Origin of the sequence: Streptomyces sp. NPDC058650, from assembly GCF_042717315.1 — a bacterium.
In the GTDB taxonomy this organism is placed as follows: domain Bacteria; phylum Actinomycetota; class Actinomycetes; order Streptomycetales; family Streptomycetaceae; genus Streptomyces.
On sequence record NZ_JBHXRL010000031.1, the window covers coordinates 33,798 to 49,223 of the forward strand.

Annotated in this window: 30 protein-coding genes; all 30 read left to right on the top strand. The window is 72.4% G+C overall.

Annotated features, from left to right (window positions below):
• The first annotated feature begins 135 nt into the window (after positions 1 to 135).
• The 30 genes from ACFWWU_RS35090 (at position 136) to ACFWWU_RS35235 (ending at position 15,415) form a co-directional block, all read left to right on the top strand.
• Positions 136 to 777, top strand: a complete 642-nt coding sequence (locus tag ACFWWU_RS35090; RefSeq protein ID WP_384152506.1) for a hypothetical protein — start codon at positions 136 to 138, stop codon at positions 775 to 777.
• A 1-nt stretch (position 778) separates the two neighbouring features.
• Positions 779 to 997 (top strand): hypothetical protein, encoded by a 219-nt coding sequence (locus ACFWWU_RS35095; RefSeq protein WP_249004794.1) that lies wholly within the window; start codon positions 779 to 781, stop codon positions 995 to 997.
• Positions 998 to 1,368: 371 nt separating this feature from the next.
• A complete protein-coding gene (locus ACFWWU_RS35100; protein WP_384152509.1) occupies positions 1,369 to 1,803 on the top strand; it encodes a hypothetical protein in 435 nt (144 codons plus the stop codon).
• Positions 1,760 to 2,230 (top strand): hypothetical protein, encoded by a 471-nt coding sequence (locus tag ACFWWU_RS35105; RefSeq protein WP_384152512.1) that lies wholly within the window; start codon positions 1,760 to 1,762, stop codon positions 2,228 to 2,230. The genes ACFWWU_RS35100 and ACFWWU_RS35105 overlap by 44 nt, the downstream gene beginning before the upstream one ends.
• A gap of 22 nt (positions 2,231 to 2,252) precedes the next feature.
• Positions 2,253 to 2,645: a hypothetical protein gene (locus tag ACFWWU_RS35110; RefSeq protein WP_384152515.1), complete on the top strand. Its 393-nt coding sequence runs from the start codon at positions 2,253 to 2,255 to the stop codon at positions 2,643 to 2,645.
• A gap of 15 nt (positions 2,646 to 2,660) precedes the next feature.
• On the top strand, positions 2,661 to 4,871 hold the full coding sequence (locus ACFWWU_RS35115) for a hypothetical protein (RefSeq protein ID WP_384152518.1): 2,211 nt from the start codon (positions 2,661 to 2,663) through the stop codon (positions 4,869 to 4,871).
• The gene (locus ACFWWU_RS35120) at positions 4,868 to 5,341 is read left to right on the top strand and encodes a hypothetical protein (protein ID WP_384152521.1); all 474 of its coding nucleotides are present in this window, start codon (positions 4,868 to 4,870) and stop codon (positions 5,339 to 5,341) included. Before ACFWWU_RS35115 ends, ACFWWU_RS35120 begins: the two co-directional genes overlap by 4 nt.
• A 15-nt stretch (positions 5,342 to 5,356) precedes the next feature.
• Positions 5,357 to 5,563, top strand: coding sequence for a hypothetical protein (locus tag ACFWWU_RS35125; RefSeq protein WP_058944585.1), 207 nt, complete (start codon positions 5,357 to 5,359; stop codon positions 5,561 to 5,563).
• A gap of 125 nt (positions 5,564 to 5,688) precedes the next feature.
• Positions 5,689 to 6,024: a hypothetical protein gene (locus ACFWWU_RS35130; RefSeq protein WP_384152525.1), complete on the top strand. Its 336-nt coding sequence runs from the start codon at positions 5,689 to 5,691 to the stop codon at positions 6,022 to 6,024.
• Between the two features lie 42 nt (positions 6,025 to 6,066).
• The gene (locus ACFWWU_RS35135) at positions 6,067 to 6,498 is read left to right on the top strand and encodes a hypothetical protein (protein WP_384152528.1); all 432 of its coding nucleotides are present in this window, start codon (positions 6,067 to 6,069) and stop codon (positions 6,496 to 6,498) included.
• 280 nt (positions 6,499 to 6,778) lie between these two features.
• Positions 6,779 to 7,207 carry an RRQRL motif-containing zinc-binding protein gene (locus ACFWWU_RS35140; RefSeq protein WP_384152531.1) on the top strand — a complete coding sequence of 143 codons (429 nt, stop codon included), beginning with the start codon at positions 6,779 to 6,781 and terminating at the stop codon, positions 7,205 to 7,207.
• Between the two features lie 19 nt (positions 7,208 to 7,226).
• Positions 7,227 to 7,472, top strand: a complete 246-nt coding sequence (locus ACFWWU_RS35145) for a hypothetical protein (protein WP_384152534.1) — start codon at positions 7,227 to 7,229, stop codon at positions 7,470 to 7,472.
• Positions 7,469 to 7,759, top strand: coding sequence for a hypothetical protein (locus ACFWWU_RS35150; protein ID WP_384152537.1), 291 nt, complete (start codon positions 7,469 to 7,471; stop codon positions 7,757 to 7,759). The genes ACFWWU_RS35145 and ACFWWU_RS35150 overlap by 4 nt, the downstream gene beginning before the upstream one ends.
• 127 nt (positions 7,760 to 7,886) lie before the next feature.
• Positions 7,887 to 8,504 carry a hypothetical protein gene (locus tag ACFWWU_RS35155; RefSeq protein WP_384152540.1) on the top strand — a complete coding sequence of 206 codons (618 nt, stop codon included), beginning with the start codon at positions 7,887 to 7,889 and terminating at the stop codon, positions 8,502 to 8,504.
• Positions 8,501 to 8,854 (top strand): hypothetical protein, encoded by a 354-nt coding sequence (locus tag ACFWWU_RS35160; RefSeq protein WP_384152543.1) that lies wholly within the window; start codon positions 8,501 to 8,503, stop codon positions 8,852 to 8,854. Before ACFWWU_RS35155 ends, ACFWWU_RS35160 begins: the two co-directional genes overlap by 4 nt.
• Positions 8,851 to 9,855 (top strand): AAA family ATPase, encoded by a 1,005-nt coding sequence (locus tag ACFWWU_RS35165; protein ID WP_384152546.1) that lies wholly within the window; start codon positions 8,851 to 8,853, stop codon positions 9,853 to 9,855. The genes ACFWWU_RS35160 and ACFWWU_RS35165 overlap by 4 nt, the downstream gene beginning before the upstream one ends.
• Entirely contained in the window at positions 9,852 to 10,118 is a 267-nt protein-coding gene (locus ACFWWU_RS35170; protein ID WP_384152549.1) for a hypothetical protein, read from the top strand. The genes ACFWWU_RS35165 and ACFWWU_RS35170 overlap by 4 nt, the downstream gene beginning before the upstream one ends.
• Positions 10,115 to 10,324, top strand: coding sequence for a hypothetical protein (locus ACFWWU_RS35175; RefSeq protein ID WP_384152552.1), 210 nt, complete (start codon positions 10,115 to 10,117; stop codon positions 10,322 to 10,324). The genes ACFWWU_RS35170 and ACFWWU_RS35175 overlap by 4 nt, the downstream gene beginning before the upstream one ends.
• Positions 10,325 to 10,337: 13 nt before the next feature.
• Positions 10,338 to 10,646, top strand: a complete 309-nt coding sequence (locus ACFWWU_RS35180; protein ID WP_384152555.1) for a hypothetical protein — start codon at positions 10,338 to 10,340, stop codon at positions 10,644 to 10,646.
• Positions 10,647 to 10,748: 102 nt separating this feature from the next.
• Positions 10,749 to 11,051: a hypothetical protein gene (locus tag ACFWWU_RS35185; RefSeq protein WP_384152558.1), complete on the top strand. Its 303-nt coding sequence runs from the start codon at positions 10,749 to 10,751 to the stop codon at positions 11,049 to 11,051.
• 87 nt (positions 11,052 to 11,138) lie between these two features.
• The gene (locus ACFWWU_RS35190; RefSeq protein ID WP_384152561.1) at positions 11,139 to 11,825 is read left to right on the top strand and encodes a GGDEF domain-containing protein; all 687 of its coding nucleotides are present in this window, start codon (positions 11,139 to 11,141) and stop codon (positions 11,823 to 11,825) included.
• Positions 11,822 to 12,265, top strand: coding sequence for a hypothetical protein (locus ACFWWU_RS35195; protein ID WP_384152564.1), 444 nt, complete (start codon positions 11,822 to 11,824; stop codon positions 12,263 to 12,265). The genes ACFWWU_RS35190 and ACFWWU_RS35195 overlap by 4 nt, the downstream gene beginning before the upstream one ends.
• Entirely contained in the window at positions 12,262 to 12,540 is a 279-nt protein-coding gene (locus ACFWWU_RS35200) for a hypothetical protein (protein WP_384152567.1), read from the top strand. The genes ACFWWU_RS35195 and ACFWWU_RS35200 overlap by 4 nt, the downstream gene beginning before the upstream one ends.
• A 20-nt stretch (positions 12,541 to 12,560) precedes the next feature.
• Positions 12,561 to 12,758: a hypothetical protein gene (locus ACFWWU_RS35205; RefSeq protein WP_384152569.1), complete on the top strand. Its 198-nt coding sequence runs from the start codon at positions 12,561 to 12,563 to the stop codon at positions 12,756 to 12,758.
• Complete coding sequence (locus ACFWWU_RS35210; RefSeq protein WP_384152572.1) at positions 12,758 to 13,243, top strand: hypothetical protein; 486 nt, start codon at positions 12,758 to 12,760, stop codon at positions 13,241 to 13,243. The genes ACFWWU_RS35205 and ACFWWU_RS35210 overlap by 1 nt, the downstream gene beginning before the upstream one ends.
• Entirely contained in the window at positions 13,240 to 13,416 is a 177-nt protein-coding gene (locus tag ACFWWU_RS35215) for a hypothetical protein (RefSeq protein ID WP_170198266.1), read from the top strand. The genes ACFWWU_RS35210 and ACFWWU_RS35215 overlap by 4 nt, the downstream gene beginning before the upstream one ends.
• Before the next feature lie 22 nt (positions 13,417 to 13,438).
• A complete protein-coding gene (locus ACFWWU_RS35220) occupies positions 13,439 to 13,879 on the top strand; it encodes an NUDIX domain-containing protein (RefSeq protein ID WP_384152575.1) in 441 nt (146 codons plus the stop codon).
• Positions 13,876 to 14,295: a hypothetical protein gene (locus ACFWWU_RS35225; RefSeq protein WP_384152578.1), complete on the top strand. Its 420-nt coding sequence runs from the start codon at positions 13,876 to 13,878 to the stop codon at positions 14,293 to 14,295. Before ACFWWU_RS35220 ends, ACFWWU_RS35225 begins: the two co-directional genes overlap by 4 nt.
• Before the next feature lie 173 nt (positions 14,296 to 14,468).
• Positions 14,469 to 14,888, top strand: a complete 420-nt coding sequence (locus ACFWWU_RS35230) for a hypothetical protein (protein WP_384152580.1) — start codon at positions 14,469 to 14,471, stop codon at positions 14,886 to 14,888.
• A complete protein-coding gene (locus tag ACFWWU_RS35235; protein WP_384152583.1) occupies positions 14,885 to 15,415 on the top strand; it encodes a hypothetical protein in 531 nt (176 codons plus the stop codon). The genes ACFWWU_RS35230 and ACFWWU_RS35235 overlap by 4 nt, the downstream gene beginning before the upstream one ends.
• Positions 15,416 to 15,426: the final 11 nt, after the last annotated feature.

A 15,426-nucleotide genomic window follows, 5' to 3' on the forward strand; every position in this document is an offset into this window, starting at 1 on the left:
CCGCAGCAATCGGGCTGGCCCTCCTCGCGACTGCCGGAAGCAGCGACGACCACTACAGCACGTTTCCCCTGATCAGAACCCGCTTCCGGCATGTCTGGGCGGGCTCGAACAACCCCGAAAAGGAGTCACTCGATCATGTCCGGAATCGACTGGGACAAGGAGTTCAGCCGCATGGACCCCCAGACCCCCCAGGCCCCCCAGACCCCGGAGAAGCCGGAGAAGCCCGCGACGACCTCGCGCCTGTCCGCCGCGGTCGGCGGGATGCGCCGCAACACCGCGGCGATCGCCATGTGCGGCACGATCGCCGTCGTCGCCGTGTGCGGCACGGTCATCACCGTCACCGGCATGCAGGCCGAGCAGGCCGCCCAGGACCGTGCGCGCGCCCAGGAAAACGCCGCGAACGCCCTGGTCGAAGCCGAGGCCGACAAGCAGCGGGCGCAGACCGAGGAGGCCACGGCCAAGGTCGTGTACGAGCGGGAGATGACCGTCTACCGCGAGTGCATGAAGCTGCGCGCGGCGGCGGTCGCCAAGGCCGCCTCGTACGACATCGCGAGGATCCCCGAGTGCGACGCCCCGACCTTCGGCGGCACGGCCACCAAGGCCCAGAAGCCCGCCGATGACGGTGCCGGCGGCGGCATCACCTCCAGCCCCTGGCTGTGGGTGGCGCTCGTCGGAGGCGGCGGATTCATCGCCTACAAGAAACTCTCCACGCCCTCCGGTTCGGGCGCGGTAACCCCCATGAACGACAAGGGATTCACCTTCGAGAAGGGTGCGTGACATGACGCTTCAGTTCTTCGCCCTCGCCCTGTTCTGCTGGGCCCTCTTCTTCACCTTCAAGAAGACCAAGGGAAAGCAGATGGCGATCTGCATCATGCTGATCGTCTCCGGGATCTTCCTGCCGTACACGCCGTTCAGCGAGGAGATCCGCAGCACGCTGGAGTCGGTGTTCAACACCGCGAACACGACCGTGAACAACATCGGCTCGTCGTCGCGCTGAGTGAGCAAGTGTGGTTACCGGTTACCGGTTACAGCCCCCAGGAGTGCCCCGAACCCCCCGCTGGAGGGTCAGAACCGGGGTTCCGCGGGCCTGTAACCGGTAACCGGTAACCGACCTCAACCACACAGAGTCACAGAAGGGAGGGTCATGGAACTCCTCGTACTCCTCGCCATCAGTTATCTGTTCGGCGTGGAGAAAACGAACGGGAAATACGAGCAGGCGGGAATCAAAAAGCCCCCCGCTAAAACGAAATCGAAATGGGAGCCGTCCCGGGCTCCGGACACATTCCGGAATACGCCGTACAACATCGCGGCGAAAACGCATTATGGCCTGCTGGCGGGCGCTCATATGGCCGGTGGCCTGCGCGACGGATGGCGCTCGGCCTACCTCAAAAAGCCGACCGGCAAGCCTTCCGTTTCCACCTCCGGAGAGCCTTCTGCGGCCACCGCGCCGACGGGGACCTCGTCCTCGACGACCCCGCCGGCAGGATCCCCGTCCTCGGCAACTCCGCCGACAGCGCCCCCGCCGCCGACAGCGCCCCCGCCGCCGACAGCGCCTCCGCCGCCGTCCGCGCCCCCGCCTCCCCCGACGACCCCGCCCACGGCCCCGCCGCCGCCGACGACCCCGCCGCCCCCGACGGCTCCCCCGCCGCCTACGGAGCCGCCGACGACGGTCCCGCCGGGGTCCGCAGTCCCGCCCGCGGGCACCATCCCGCGGCCCCGCACCGTCACGTTGCCCGACCACATCCGGAAGGACCCCTCTATGCAGCCCAACCCGCCCACCCCGCACTCCGCGACCGTCGATGACAAGGGCGTCCACGTCACGACCGCCGCCGGGAAGACCCGCACCTACAGCGGCGGCGAGGTCATGACCCTCACCCAGGTCATCGACCTCGCCGAGGGCTCGGCCACCCTGTGCCAGGCCAGCACCGACACCGCCCTGGAACTCATGGACGAGTCCCTGGAGCTGGCCACCGACTGCGACACGCTCATCGCCGACATCACCGCGAAGGGCGTCGGCGCGAACCTCATCGCCAAGTGCGAGGTGCTCAAGGAGCAGCTCGACCTCCAGGCCGCCGCCGCCAAGGACGTCCACGACAAGATCCAGGGCGGCGAGGAGGCGTGCCGCACCGCGTCCGCGAACGCGGAGCTGCGGCACGGCGGGATCTTCCGGGCCGTCGCCGACTCCCCCCTGACCAAGCCCGCCGAGCGCGACTTCTACAACGCCCGCTGAACAGAGACAGGAGAGGCCCCTCATGAGCGCCACCGAGACCCTGAAGGACGCCGCGAACTACGCGGCCCTGCGCACCAAGCTGGCCTGGCTCACCCACAAGGTCCACGCGCACGCCCAGACCGTCACCAAGCTCGCCGCCGACGTCGACGACGCCGCCGAGCAGATGCTGGACGCCTCCGAAACGATGAAGGCGCTGGCCGTCGACGACGCGACCACGGCTGAGTTCGCCGACGCCGCGCTGACCATGACCGGCGTCAAGGACGCGGCCGGCGCCTACACCTCCGCCGCCGACAGCGCCTCCGCTGCCGCCGACGACGCCAAGACCACCACCGAGAACGACCACGGCGGGATCGCCGACGCGGTCGACTCCTCCCCCGTCGACATGGCCGAAGCCGGCTTCTACGCCCAGCAGTAAGGAGAACGAAGGATCATGGGGCCGACCCGAGCACAGTTCGTCCAGTACGCGCCCGCCGCGCTCGCGGTGGTGCCACTCGTGGCCGGCCCCTGGTCCGCCCTCGCCGCCGCGGCGGCCGGAGCCGGAGCGTGGGCCGTTGGCGCCTCCGCCCCGGTTCTGCGGTCCCTGATCGCGTGCGGGCTCACCACCACCGGCTGCGGCATCGCAGCCAGCGAGGTCCTCGCCGCGGGCGGGAACCCGCTGATCGCCCTCGGGCTCGCCGTCCCGGCCGGGGCGGCCGCCCTCGCCCACCACCGCAACCTCACCGGACACACCCCCGCCGCCGCGCTCACGCCCGCGACCACCACCAAGGGCGCGGGCACGGGGCTCAGCTCGCAGGAACAGGTGATCGCCGCCTTCTGGGCGGAGTTCATCTCCGGCCCCACCCAGACCGAAGGCCGCAAGCTCATCCAGCCCGGCGCCGCCCTGGAGCAGCTCGTCCTCCAGGTCGACAGCCACGTGTCGTTCACCGGGATCATCACCCTGCCCCCCGGGCAGCAGGTGAAGGTCCGGGAAGCCGACATCGCCTCCGTCTACAAGGTTCCCGTCTCCCAGGTCGAGCTGGGAGACCCCAAGCACTACGCGCCGAACGCGCTGCCGGTCACCGTGCAGCTGACGGCACCGGCGGCGCAGCCGCAGATCCAGGCCGGTACTCCCACGACTCCCGAGGAGCTGTGGGCCGCGTACGTCGGCGTCCCGGAGGGCGCGATGCCCGGCACCACCCTGACCCTCACCCGCTACGACGGGCCGAAGGACTGGGAAGGGATCGCCACCCGCGACCGCCGGGCGATCGGCACCGTCAACCTCCAGGACCTCGCGGGCAACCTCGACCTGGAGACGATCCAGATCGCCCTCGCCCCCGGCGACAAGCCCTCGCAGATGGGGATCCGGGTGATGAAGGAGCACGCGCTGATGCACGGCACGATGCTCTCCTCGGTCCTGGACGAGCTGTCGATGGACTCCCGCGGCTACATCCGCGCCGGCACCTACGTCGACGGCCGGGCCGCGCTCCTGCCGCTCGCGCAGCCCGGCTCCGGCGCCCGCCACCTCTACCTCGTCGGCGGCTCGCGCTCGGGCAAGTCCGGGCTGCTGGAGCAGATCCTGCTCTCCGCCCACCGCTCCGGCATCGCGGTGATCCTCGCCTCCCCGCAGGCCGGGACCATCGCCGGAGCCCACCTGGCCGTCCACTGCGGTGACGGCCTGGACGAGGCGATGGGCGCGCTGCGCCTGGCCTACGCGATGATGCTCGACCGCGAAGCCCGGTACCGCTCCCCGGCGTTCCCGTTCACCGACCCGCTGGTCCTGGTCGTCATTGACGAAGCGCACATGCTGTTGTCGGCCTCCTCCCCGTACCACCTGGAGGCGAAGGCGATCGTGGAGCAGCTGACCCGACGCTCCCTCAAGCGGGGTATCGGCGTGGTCCTGGCCACCCAGACCCCGCTGGCCGAAGACCTCGGCAACTCCACCGTGATCCGCTCGCAGCTGCTGATCGGTGGTGGCGCGGTGTTCCTGCGGTGCGCCAAGGGCCAGGGATCGCTGGTCGGGGCGAACGCGGTGGAGGGCGCGGAGGGCATCGACCTGTCGATGATCCCCTCGCAGTGGCCGGGCCAGTACGCCAAGGTCAGCAACCGGGACATGAGCGGCCTGGCCACCGAGGCCGCCGCCGCTCCCGAGGACGGCACCTTCGGCCTGGGCTACCTCCTCACGCCCGGTTCACAGGCCGTCCAGTTCCGTTCCCTGCACCTGGACGTGCCGCCCGTCTCCCTCGCCGGAGGCGAGCCGCCGGTCGGGATCGAGGACTGCGACGCCTGGCGCGAGCGCGACGCGGTCGCCCAGACGCCGATGGTCGACAAGCGCGGCAAGAACCTGGTCGGCAGCCTCGCCGACCTCCTTGCCGCGGCCGAGGGCGCCCCCTCCTCGCAGGAGCCGGCGGCCCACCACAACCCCGCCGGTCTCCACGTCGTCACCGGGCCCGCCCGGTCGGGTGGGGCACCGGCGGCGCCGGAAGGACAGGAGCTGATCAAGCCGCGCATCCTCGAGCTCCTCCAGGAGCACTCCATCCCCATGACCGCCGAAACCATCGCCCGAAAGCTCGAGATCCCCGCGCGGAACGTGAAGCCGCGGTTGTCGGAGCTGAAGAAGCGGGGCGAGGTCATCAACGAGAACGGCCTGTGGAGGGCAGCATGAACACCCGAACCCAGAACGGCTTCACCCCCGTCGACCAGGACCTGTACGCGAAGGCGTTCCAGCTCCTCGACCCCGACCCCGACCCCACCCCGGAGCCCGCCGCCCCCGCGGCCTCGGCGGCTCCCGCGCCGGTTCCCCCGGGCCTCCCCGCCGCCCCGCCGGTGCGCCTGACCGGCCCGGTCGAGAAGACCCTCACCGACGCCCTCGCGTTCCTCGACACCCACGGCTGGGCCAGGCGCACCCTCGTCCACCCCGAGGGCGCCCGCTGCTCCATCGGCGCCCTGCGCGCCGCGGCCGGCGCCCGCAACGCCGCCTACTGCGACGCCGGGAACCTGCTCCTGGACGAGGCCCGCCGCCAGCACGGCAAGAAGTGGGAGACGATCCCCTCCTGGAACGACTCCCACACCGGAGCACAGGTGCGTAGCGTGTGGGAGGCCGCCATCCGGCGCGCCCACCACATGAACATCTGACCGGCTGGAGCTGCCTTGTCGTTCTCGTTCACCAACCCCGAACCGGACCGTGACAGGTCGTTCTCGTTCACCGGCCCGCAGCCGGGCAGCGACGACGGCCGCTCGTTCTCGTTCACCGGCTCGGACCCGGCCGACATCGACAGGCAGCTCCAGACGATCACCGACATGGCCACCGAGATCCTCCGCCTCGTCGCAGACGTCCGCAGGCAGATCAACACCTGACCGCCTCCTCCGCCCAGACGCGGAGACACCCACACAGCTCGGCACCACGCCCCGCCCGGAACCTTCCGGGCGGGGCGTCGCCGTTCCCTGCCCGAACCACCCTCACCCGCAGGAGCCCGACCACCGTGCACCGATACCGCTACCGCTGCACCATCTGCCGCACCACCAGCCCCATCGTCCTCGCCCTCGACGACCTGGAGGCCGAAGGCACCGCCCACCGCCAGGGCGTCCACGGCGGACACATCCCCGACGACGAGATCGCCGGCCAGATAGACCGCCTCGGCCGCTGGTACGCCGCCCTGTCCCCGCTGGCCGCGCTCCACGCCCGCATCGCCGACGGTCTCAGCGACCTCCGCGACGAAAAGACCATGGGCCACTACTGGTGGGCCAGCGCCGGCGCCGCCCTCCTGATCGGCGGGACGGCCGCCCTCACTCTCCTCCTCATCGCCGCCGCTCTCTGACCCCCGGCCCCAGCCACCCCTTCACCCGCGAAAGGAACAGCCTTGATCTCCCCTCAGATCCAGCACTGCGAGCACAGCATCCGGCCCAGCCGTATCGAAGCCCCCGCCATCACCGCGATGGTCGCGGCCGCAGCGCACCTGCAGGACGCGCTCGCCGCCGACCCCCGCGACACCGCAGCCTTCTACACCCCCGACCACGGCCAGCACCTCGTCCCCGAGTGGATCCGCGGCAACGCCGACCGCATCCGCCAGCTCCTGGACCAGCTCCTCGCCCAGTACCCCGACACGGCCACGACCCAGGACGGCCCCGGCGACCGGGACCAGGCGCCCGCCACGGGCAACCCCGCGCTCGCCGTCGCCTGCCCGGCCTGCGACTCCCAGCCCGGCGCCCTGTGCACCTCCCACAGCGGCACCCGGCCCCGCCGCCACGACGTCCACCGCGCCCGCACCGCCGCCCTCGCGTCCACCAGCTGATCCGGTCACCCCGCCCGGCCACCGGCACCACCGCCCCCACCCCCGGGGGCGGCTGGTCCCGGTGACCGGGCAGGCCGCCCGGCCACCCGCCCTCACCCCACGCCCCGTCGACGGACCGCCCGCCGACGGGGCGCAGCACTGCCCGCCATCAACCCCTTGTTGGAGGACATCCCGTGCTCGTACCCCGTCCGCGCCGCCGGATCGGACGCCCGCGCCCGCAGCGCCCCGGCCCCCGCTACCCGCAACGCCCCGCCCGGCTCCCCGGCACCTGGAGCAGGTGATGGCCGACCAGGACCAGGACCTGGTCGACGTCGACCCGAACGACCCCGGCGACGGCTCGCTACCGGTCTTCCGATGGAAGCAGGCCGGGCGTACGAACCTCGCAACCCGCCGCCAGCTGCGGGAGATGGGCCTGCGCCCCGGAGGAGCGGAGCCGGTCGCCCGGATCGAGTGCCGGGGCGGGAAGCGGTGGGCGTGGCTGTACCGGATCGACCTGGCGAAGCCGAAGTTCGCGATGACGCTCGCGAAGGAGGCCGCGCTCGACAAGGCGATGGCTGCTCGTCAGACGTGTCCCGGCCCCTGTGGCCGGCGCTATTTCCACTGCCTTCCCTTGAGGACCTTGGGGTCGTGCTTGGAGTGCTACGACGGCACGCCCGCCGACCCCACCTCGTACATCGCTCCCCTGGCCAAGCACCTGCTGGCCGCCTGATCCGAGAGGACACCAGCCCATGAGCACCGCCACCCTCGCCGCCTTCACCGAGCCGGACCGCCCCAAGAACCTGCTGATCAGGTTCATCACGGTCGGCGGCTCGTACGTGGACGTCACCGGCCCCGGCGAGCACTCCGACAAGAACCGCTGGGACTGCCACGGCTGCGGAGACTCCTCCGACCGGCCCGAGGAGGACTTCCTGTTCTGCATCCGGCCGGACGCCAACAGCCACGCCGCCGCCTGCCGCGCCATCCCGCTGAGGTGACCGCCCGCCACCTGCGCGGCGCCCTGCTGCTGGCCGCCACCGTCCCGCTCGCCGCGGCGACGGCGGCCGCCGTGCTCAAGGCCGGCCACCTCAAGCTGTACGCGGACCGGCACCGCATCGAGATCACCGCCCTGCCCCGGCCGGGCTGCCCGCGCTGTCACGGCGAGGGCGGCTGGTGGACCGGCGGCGCCTTCCCCGAGATGGAGGCGTGCGGCTGCTGGTCCTACCGGCGCGAGATCCGCATCCGGCTCCTGCCCGTCCCGGCCTGGGACGAGCCGCCGTTCTGAACACCGTCGCCCCCGGCCGGACTCCGGCCGGGGGCGAAAGTGCATCACGGGGCGACCGCAGCATCGGCAAGAGGCCGGCCGCCCCGCACACCCCACCCCGAACACCGAGATGAGGAGCACACCCAGCATGACTGATCGCCTCCGCGCCATTGAGGGCCTCGCCCTGGCCGCCGCCCTGACCGCCGTCTTCGACGGAGTCCACAGCTTCGGGGACCAGTTCGTGCAGAACTCGCACGACGCTTCGACCAAGGGCATGCACGGCTCCCACCTGGTCTACAAGAACGACGGTGCCCCGGTGGAGGAGAACCCGTGGCGCCACGGCAAGGAGGGCCGCACCTGCACCGCCAGCGCGTACGGCCGCCGCTCGGTGAGCCGACACGTCGCCAGCTATTCGGCCGTGCAGCTCGCTGCGACCATCGCCGTCACCCGTACCGTCGGCTACCGCGTCCCCGCGGCCGCGCTCCTCACCGGCGCCGCGATCAACGCGATCACCCACGGAATCCTGGACCGGCGCGAACCGCTGCTGTGGCTTGCCGAGAAGGCGGGCAAGTCCGGCTACATCAAGCACGCCACGGTCGTACGCAAGCAGGGCGGCGAGGGCACCGCCTACCCCGAGCCGGTCCAGGACGTCTCCGGACCCGGCACGGCGCTCATGGAGCTGGACCAGGCGGCACACCGCTTGATCGGCGTGGCCGCCGCCCTGGTCACCACCTGGATCACCCTGCGCAAGGGCGACCGCCGGTGACCCCCGCCGCCCGCACCCGCCTGGAGCGGGTGCGGACCTCCGTCGGGATCGCCAAGCTCGCCGTCCAGCAGCTCGAGGACGAACTGGGCGGTCCGGTCGACGCCGAGTTCCTCGCCGGGCTGCTGCGCGAGCTGTTCGACGAAGCCTTCCCGCAGGACGGCGTCCTCGGCTCGCTCAACCAGCTCCTGACGATGGCCTCCCGCGCCGCCGCGCTCACGCCGCTGGACGGCGAGGACGCCGAATCCGCCGCCTGCGCGATCGAAGAGGCCGCTGCCTTCGTCGCCGACTCCGCCGGGATGCGCCTGCACCTGGCCACCTGCACCCTCCACCCGCAAGGAGAACGCGCATGAAGACCACCTTCACCGGCACCATGCAGCCGCTCGACACGACCATCCCCGACCCGGCGCTCATCGTGATGATCGGGGCGAGCGGCAGCGGCAAGAGCACGCTGGCGAGCAGCTGGCCCGCCACCCAGGTCCTGGAGCTCGACGCCTTCAGGGCGATGGTCTCGGACCGGGCCGGCGACCAGTCCTCCACCGAGGCTGCGGTCACCGTCATGCACGCCGCGCTCACGGCACGCATGGCCCGCCGGCTCACCACGGTCATCAGCGACACGAACACCGACGCCCGCGTCCGTAAGGGCCTGATCGACGCCGCCCGCGCCCACGGTGTACCCGTCGTCGCGCTGCTCGTGGCGACCCCGGCCGACGTGTGCGTGTGGCGTCAGGCCGTCCGCGACCCGGACCGCGCCGTGCCCGAGGACGTCGTACGCCGCCAGCACGCCGACGCCGTCACCGCGTTCCCGCAGCTGCACGGCGAGGGCTTCGACCACGTCGTCTTCGCCGACAACATCCACCGCCTGGAGCCGCTCCTCAAGCGCGCCAGCGACGCCCGCCGCCGCGACATGGGCTGGGACGGCAGCGCCGGCCTCGGCTCCCTGCTCCTGGTGCGCCGCGTCTTCGGACCGGACGTGCTGCCGCTGTGGACCTGGCGCGACGGCAGCGACCTGGCGGGCGGCGACCGCGTCGGCGAGATCCGCCTCGGCAAGGACCGGCTCGTGCTCGCCCTGCGCACGGACGTCGACGGCGAGGGTGACATCGGCTTCGACCTGCTCGTGTGCTGCCCGTACGACGACGAGTGTGACGCGCGCGCCTGGCAGCCCGTGCACTCGGTGACCGACCTCCTCGTCGCGCACACCAGCGACCGGCCGCACCCGGACGCCGTCTGCACCGTCCACGGCGGCCCCGACGACGTCGACCAGGAGGCCGACGACCACGACCGGGGCTGGGACGACGACCCCGAGGGGCGCGCCGACCTCGAGGCGCAGGCCATGGAGGCGATCAGCGCATGAGCACCAAGGCCCCCGCGCGCGGCTGGGACCAGGCCGTTTTCCGGTGCGGGCGGTGCGGCGCCCAGCACACCGCCCGCACCGAGGCCGACTACCTCAAGGCCGTCGGCGCCCACGGCGACGCCCACGCCGTGTGGGACCGGCTGAACCCCATCGAGCGCGACGGGATCACCTCGATCCTGCGCACCATCCTGTCCGCGCCGGAACTCACCGCGGAGCTCCTGGCGCTCGCCGACCGGCAGTCGGCCGGGGGCGAGGGCCGGTGAGCCGGGCCGCCGACGGGCCGCACCCCCACCCGCTCACCCCGGCCGACCTCCCGACCGGCGACGAATGGTTCAGCGGCTGCCCGGACTGCCATCTGCCGATCCAGGGCGGAGGCGCCGGCCTGGCCGCGCACCGCCGGACCGTCCACAACCCCCGCCGCGACTACGGCGACCGCCGCACCCCCATCACCATCCAGCTCGACTTCTGACAAGGAGGCCCTCATGGCCGTCCAGACCGCTCAGGCCGACACCTTCACCGCGCTCCGAGACTGCTTCACCGCCGACCTCGCCGCCCTCACCGGAGACGAGCCGCCGCGCGACCTCACCGAGAACGCGTTCATCGACCTGGTCGAACGGGTCCGCGACGTCCTCGCCTCGTCCAGCATCGGCGCCTGGCAGGACGCCGGCGAGGACCTCGACTCCGCCGCCACCTACCTCACCGACGCGCTGACCGAGCCCGGCGCCGATCAGCCCGCGCTCCTGGCCCGTGCGCGGACCCACCTGCGCGACGCGATCGAGACGGCCAGCTGAACCTTCCCCGAGTTGAGCGCACTCCGTGCCTCCCCGGACCCCTGCACCCGCAGGGCCGGGGCGGTCGCGGTGGCCCCTCAACACAGGAAGGAGATGGGCGCCATGCCGCTGCCGTATTTCGAGGTGGACGTCCCTATACGCAGTACCGAGGCACCCGGCCTGCGCGGACTGCACGTCTTCACCGGCCGGGCCGACAGCCGCAGCGCCGCCGTACGGATCGCGCACGAGGTCTACGACGCGGCACGCGCCGCGACGGAGGCCGGGCTGGAGATCCCCCACGGTCGGCCGGACGGCTGGGGTGCCTGCGGATACCGGCCCGGCTGGGAGCTCGACTGGCCCGCCGCGACCGCCGGCCGCTGGACGAACCCCTTCCGCTGGACCAAGCCCAGCACCTTCGAGTTGTAGCTCCGCCCCGGGACAGCCGCCCTGCTTGTCCGGCTGACGACTGCCCCGGGCCACCCATCCCGTACGAGACGAGAGGGAGACCTCAGTATGGACTCCGCCCTGCGCGTACAGGCCCGATCCGGGCAACGCGCGCTCCTCATCACCACCCTCGCGGTCCCGCTCACCGGCTGGACCGTCCACGCCCTGACGCTCCACCGGCGCCTGGCCGATGCCCGCAAGGATCAGCTCACCGGCCTGCCCTGCCGGCCCGAGTTCGTCGCGTACGGCGAGCGGCTCCTGCGCACCCGCCGCCGGGACGCCCTGCACGTCCTGATGCTGGACGGGGTCGACTTCAAGGCCGTCAACGACACCTACGGCCACGCCGCGGGCGACACCGTCATCCAGACCATGGGCCACCGCCTCGCCCGCTGGAGCTCCAGCCGTACGGCGCTCGCGGCCCGGCTGGGCGGCGACGAGTTCGCCGTCTGCGCCGTGCTCCCGCCGGCGACCGCCCTCGCGGAGATCACCGCGCTGCGCGAGCAGCTGCAACAGCCCCTCCAGCACGAGCAGCACGCGCTGCGCCTGGACGTCTCGATCGGCATCTCCCGCGCGGCAGACCTGCCCGGCGGGGGCATGAGCCGCATCCTGCGCGGCGCGGACACCGCCATGTACAGGGTCAAGAAGGGCGAGGCGACGTTCCCATACTTCGCGACGCGGGCCAACGCCTACGTGAAGACGGTCAACGGCCGCCGCGCCGGTCGCCGTGGCACACACCTTCTGGCGGGTGCCGCGTGAGCGCCGCCGAACTCGAGGGCGGCGACTGGATCCGGGGCATCACCATCCGCCAGCCTTGGGCGACCTGCATCCTCGCGGGCAAGAGCACGGAGAACAGGCCCAAGCCCTGGAGCTGGCGCGGCTGGGTCCTGCTCCACGCCGGGAAGGCGCAGCCGGCGCCCACCGTGCTGCGCGACCCGCTGGTCGCCACCGCGAGCCGCGGCCGCGAACTCCCCCTCGGGGCGGTGATCGGGGTCGCCCGGCTCACCGACTGCCACCTGGACCAGGGGCCCGCCCGCTGCTCCAGCCCATGGGCGGAGCGCGACGTGCACCACCTGGTCCTGACCGATGTCCGCGAGCTGCCGCTGCCCGTGCCCGCCAAAGGCGCGCTCCCAGCCTGGAAGCCGACCCGCGACCTCGTGGACCAGGTCCTCCAGCAGCTGCCCGATCTACGGCTGTGACCCGCAAGCGAGACAAGAAGCCGCCGTTCGAGCCGGGATGCGTCCCGGCTCCCGGCGGCCTCCTCGAATGGCGCGACAGCCAGCACTACGACCACTGGCAGATGCGCCCCTGCGCGCTGTGCGAGCAGCCCACACCGCTGCGCTCCCACGCCGGGGAGCCAGCTCACAAGTGCTGCGCGGAGTCCTGGATCGCCGCCAACCCGACCGAGGCACGCCTCGGCAGGTTCGCCTCCGACGTCCAGCCCAAGCGCCAGCGCTACGACAACCACGCCTGACCCTTCCCCCGGAGGCTCCCGTGAGCAGCACTCCGCAGGACGACAACCTCGCCTATCCCGAGCCGCCCGCATCCCCGCTCTGGCACCGCCAGGGCCCCAAGTGCGGGCCGATGACCCCGGAGCAGCAGCGCCGCAACCGCGAACTCGTGCTCCGCGCGCAGTACACCCCCCGACCCCGCTCGCCGCGCACCACCGAGACCCTGGCGGAGGCCAGCTGATGGAGACCACGCACTGCACCGTCGACGGCTGGGTCGACGCCATCCCCGTCCCCGGCCCGCACAGCACCGCGATGTTCGACCTGACCATCCGACCCGTCGACGCGGACATCCTCCCCGAGGACGCCCCCGACACGGTCCTCTCCTGCACCAGCACGGCCGCCAGGATCGTCCACGAGCTGCTGACCCGCATACAGCCCGGCGACCTGCTCAGCGTCACCGGCGACCTGGTCCAGCCCCAGACGCCCGGTGCGCCCGCCCGGCTCACCGTCGACGTCCTCCAGGTCCTCGACACAGTCCTGGTTCCGGCCCTGCGCGAGATGGTGATCGACAGGTTCGGCGACTACTGCGTGATCTTTGACGCCGACACCGACGCCGTGCCCGTCTTCACCGCGCGCGGCACGTGGGTCGGCCTCGCCGACAACCCCGACGCCATCACCACCCTGATCGACATCCACGAGCGCGTGCACGGCGGTGACGACCGATGACCACCGCCGCGCCCCGCACCGTCCTGGAGCGCTTCCCCGCCGGCCACCCCCGCGGCTCCTGGCCCGCCGACGAGTACGCCGCCGCCCAGCGCGCCCAGGGCCACGACGCCCACGTCGTGATGGACCTGACCACCGACCAGTTCCTCGTGGTCACCGGCACCACCACCCGATAGCCCGCCCAACCGAGAGGTGAACATGACCGAGACCGAGCCCGAGACCATCCGCTACACCGCCGACGTCGTCGCCCTGACGCCCGGCGGCACCGTCCTGCTGATCGAGCGCGGCTGGGAGCCGCACGCGGGCGAATGGGCGCTCGCCGGCGGTCACTGCGACGTCGGAGAAACAAGCCGTGCGGCAGCGGCCCGGGAACTGGCTGAGGAGACCGGTCTCCACGTCGACGCCGACAGCCTGCGCCAGGTCGGCGTGTGGGACGCGCCCGACCGCGACCCGCGCGGTCGGTACGTCACCGTCGCTTACATGGCTGTCGTCCCCGCCGACACCCCGATCGTGGCCGGGGACGACGCCCGCGCCGCCCGCTGGTGGCCCCTGGACGCTCTGCCGCCGCTGGCGTTCGACCACGCCGACATCGTGAACGCGGCCGTTGCCCTCACCGCCTCGAAGGGGGAGGTGCGGTGAGCGTCATCGGACAGGAAGCCGGGATCGACCACGGCAGCATGCGCGGCTACCGGCAGCACACCTACCGCAAGGTCCCCGCGACCGAGGCGTGCGGCTGCCTGGCCGCCGTCCGTGAGGCGCAGCGCACCAGCAAGCCGGTGCAGGAGCGCTCGCAGAAGCAGCGGGAGTGGTACGGCGGGCAGTACGTCACCGCCGCGTCCGGCTCGCAGCCCGGACGCCGGATCCTGGCGCCGGGCGACTGCCCCGTCGACGGGTGCGGCCAGGAGGTCGCGGGCCGCAGCGTGCAGCGCCGCGGCTGGGTCCGCATCCACGTCCAGGGTTCGACCATGCCCGCCCGCTCGTTCTGCTCCGGGTCCTGCGCCACGGTCGGGATCGCCCTGGCCGAACTGCGCATGGACACCCCCGCCGGCGGCTGACCGCCGCCGCGATCAGCACGTCCCTCCGAAGCGGCCCGCCCGGCGGCGGGCCGCTTCACCCATGTCCGGCCCGGGGCGGCCGCCGGCCACGAGCCCGGCCTCCCCGGCGCCACCCCTCAACTCAAGGCACACCCCGAGCACCCCACCCTCAACCACGACCTGGAGGTCCTCTCGTGCACCCGATCCGCCTTATCTCGTTCGGCTACCTCCACCTGCCCACCGGCCCGGACGGCTCCCCTGTCCCGCCCTCCGCCGACCGGATCGAAGACGTCCGCGACCGGCTTCGCGACCCGGCCGCCGCCCGCGACATCCTCGACCTCGACGGCCACCACCCCCGCGTCCAGGACGTCGTCCTCAACACCCCCGGCGCCCGCGAACTGCTGGCCAACCTCGCCGACTACGCCGACCTCCCCGCTGGCCCCCACCGCATCGCCATCGGGTGCGCAGGAGGTAAGCACAGGGCATCTGGTCTCACCGAACTACTTGCCCGCGAACTTCGCGCCCGCGGCCACCAGGTCGACATCGAACACCTCCACGTCCATCTGCCGCGCGTCCTGAAGGCGGCCGACACCAGCACCGGAGCGAGCGCATGACCACCACGGCCCCGTACGAGATCGAGACCAGCGAGGGCGACGACGGCACGATGCACCCCGTCGAACAGCTCTGGACGCCGTGCGCCGACGGCGCGGCCGACAGCGGCTTCATTGCCCATCGCGGCCTGTACGTCACCGGGATCGACGACGCGACCGAGGATCACCTCTTCCCGGTCGGCTTCGTCGTCCTCGGCCACCAGGCGTGGGGCGACGTCATCGAGGGCGCCGCCGCCTACATGGCCAGGGTCCACGGCTGGCGGAACCTGCACCTGTACCCGGGCGACGACCCCTCGGTACTCATCCCCCGCATCCCGCGCGCCGTCCTGACCTGGGGCCTGTTCTTACGCCATCCCCACGACGATCACGCGTGCGGCTGCGAGTGGGATCAGACCTGGCGGATGATCTGGTCCTCCAGTGCTGAGCCCGGGGCCGTCCCGATCACCGCCATGCGGCACCCCGCCGCCCTGGTAACCGCCGCAGACATCCCCAACCCCGACCAAGGCGCGCCCGCGAGCTGGGCAGCCTGACACGCATGAGT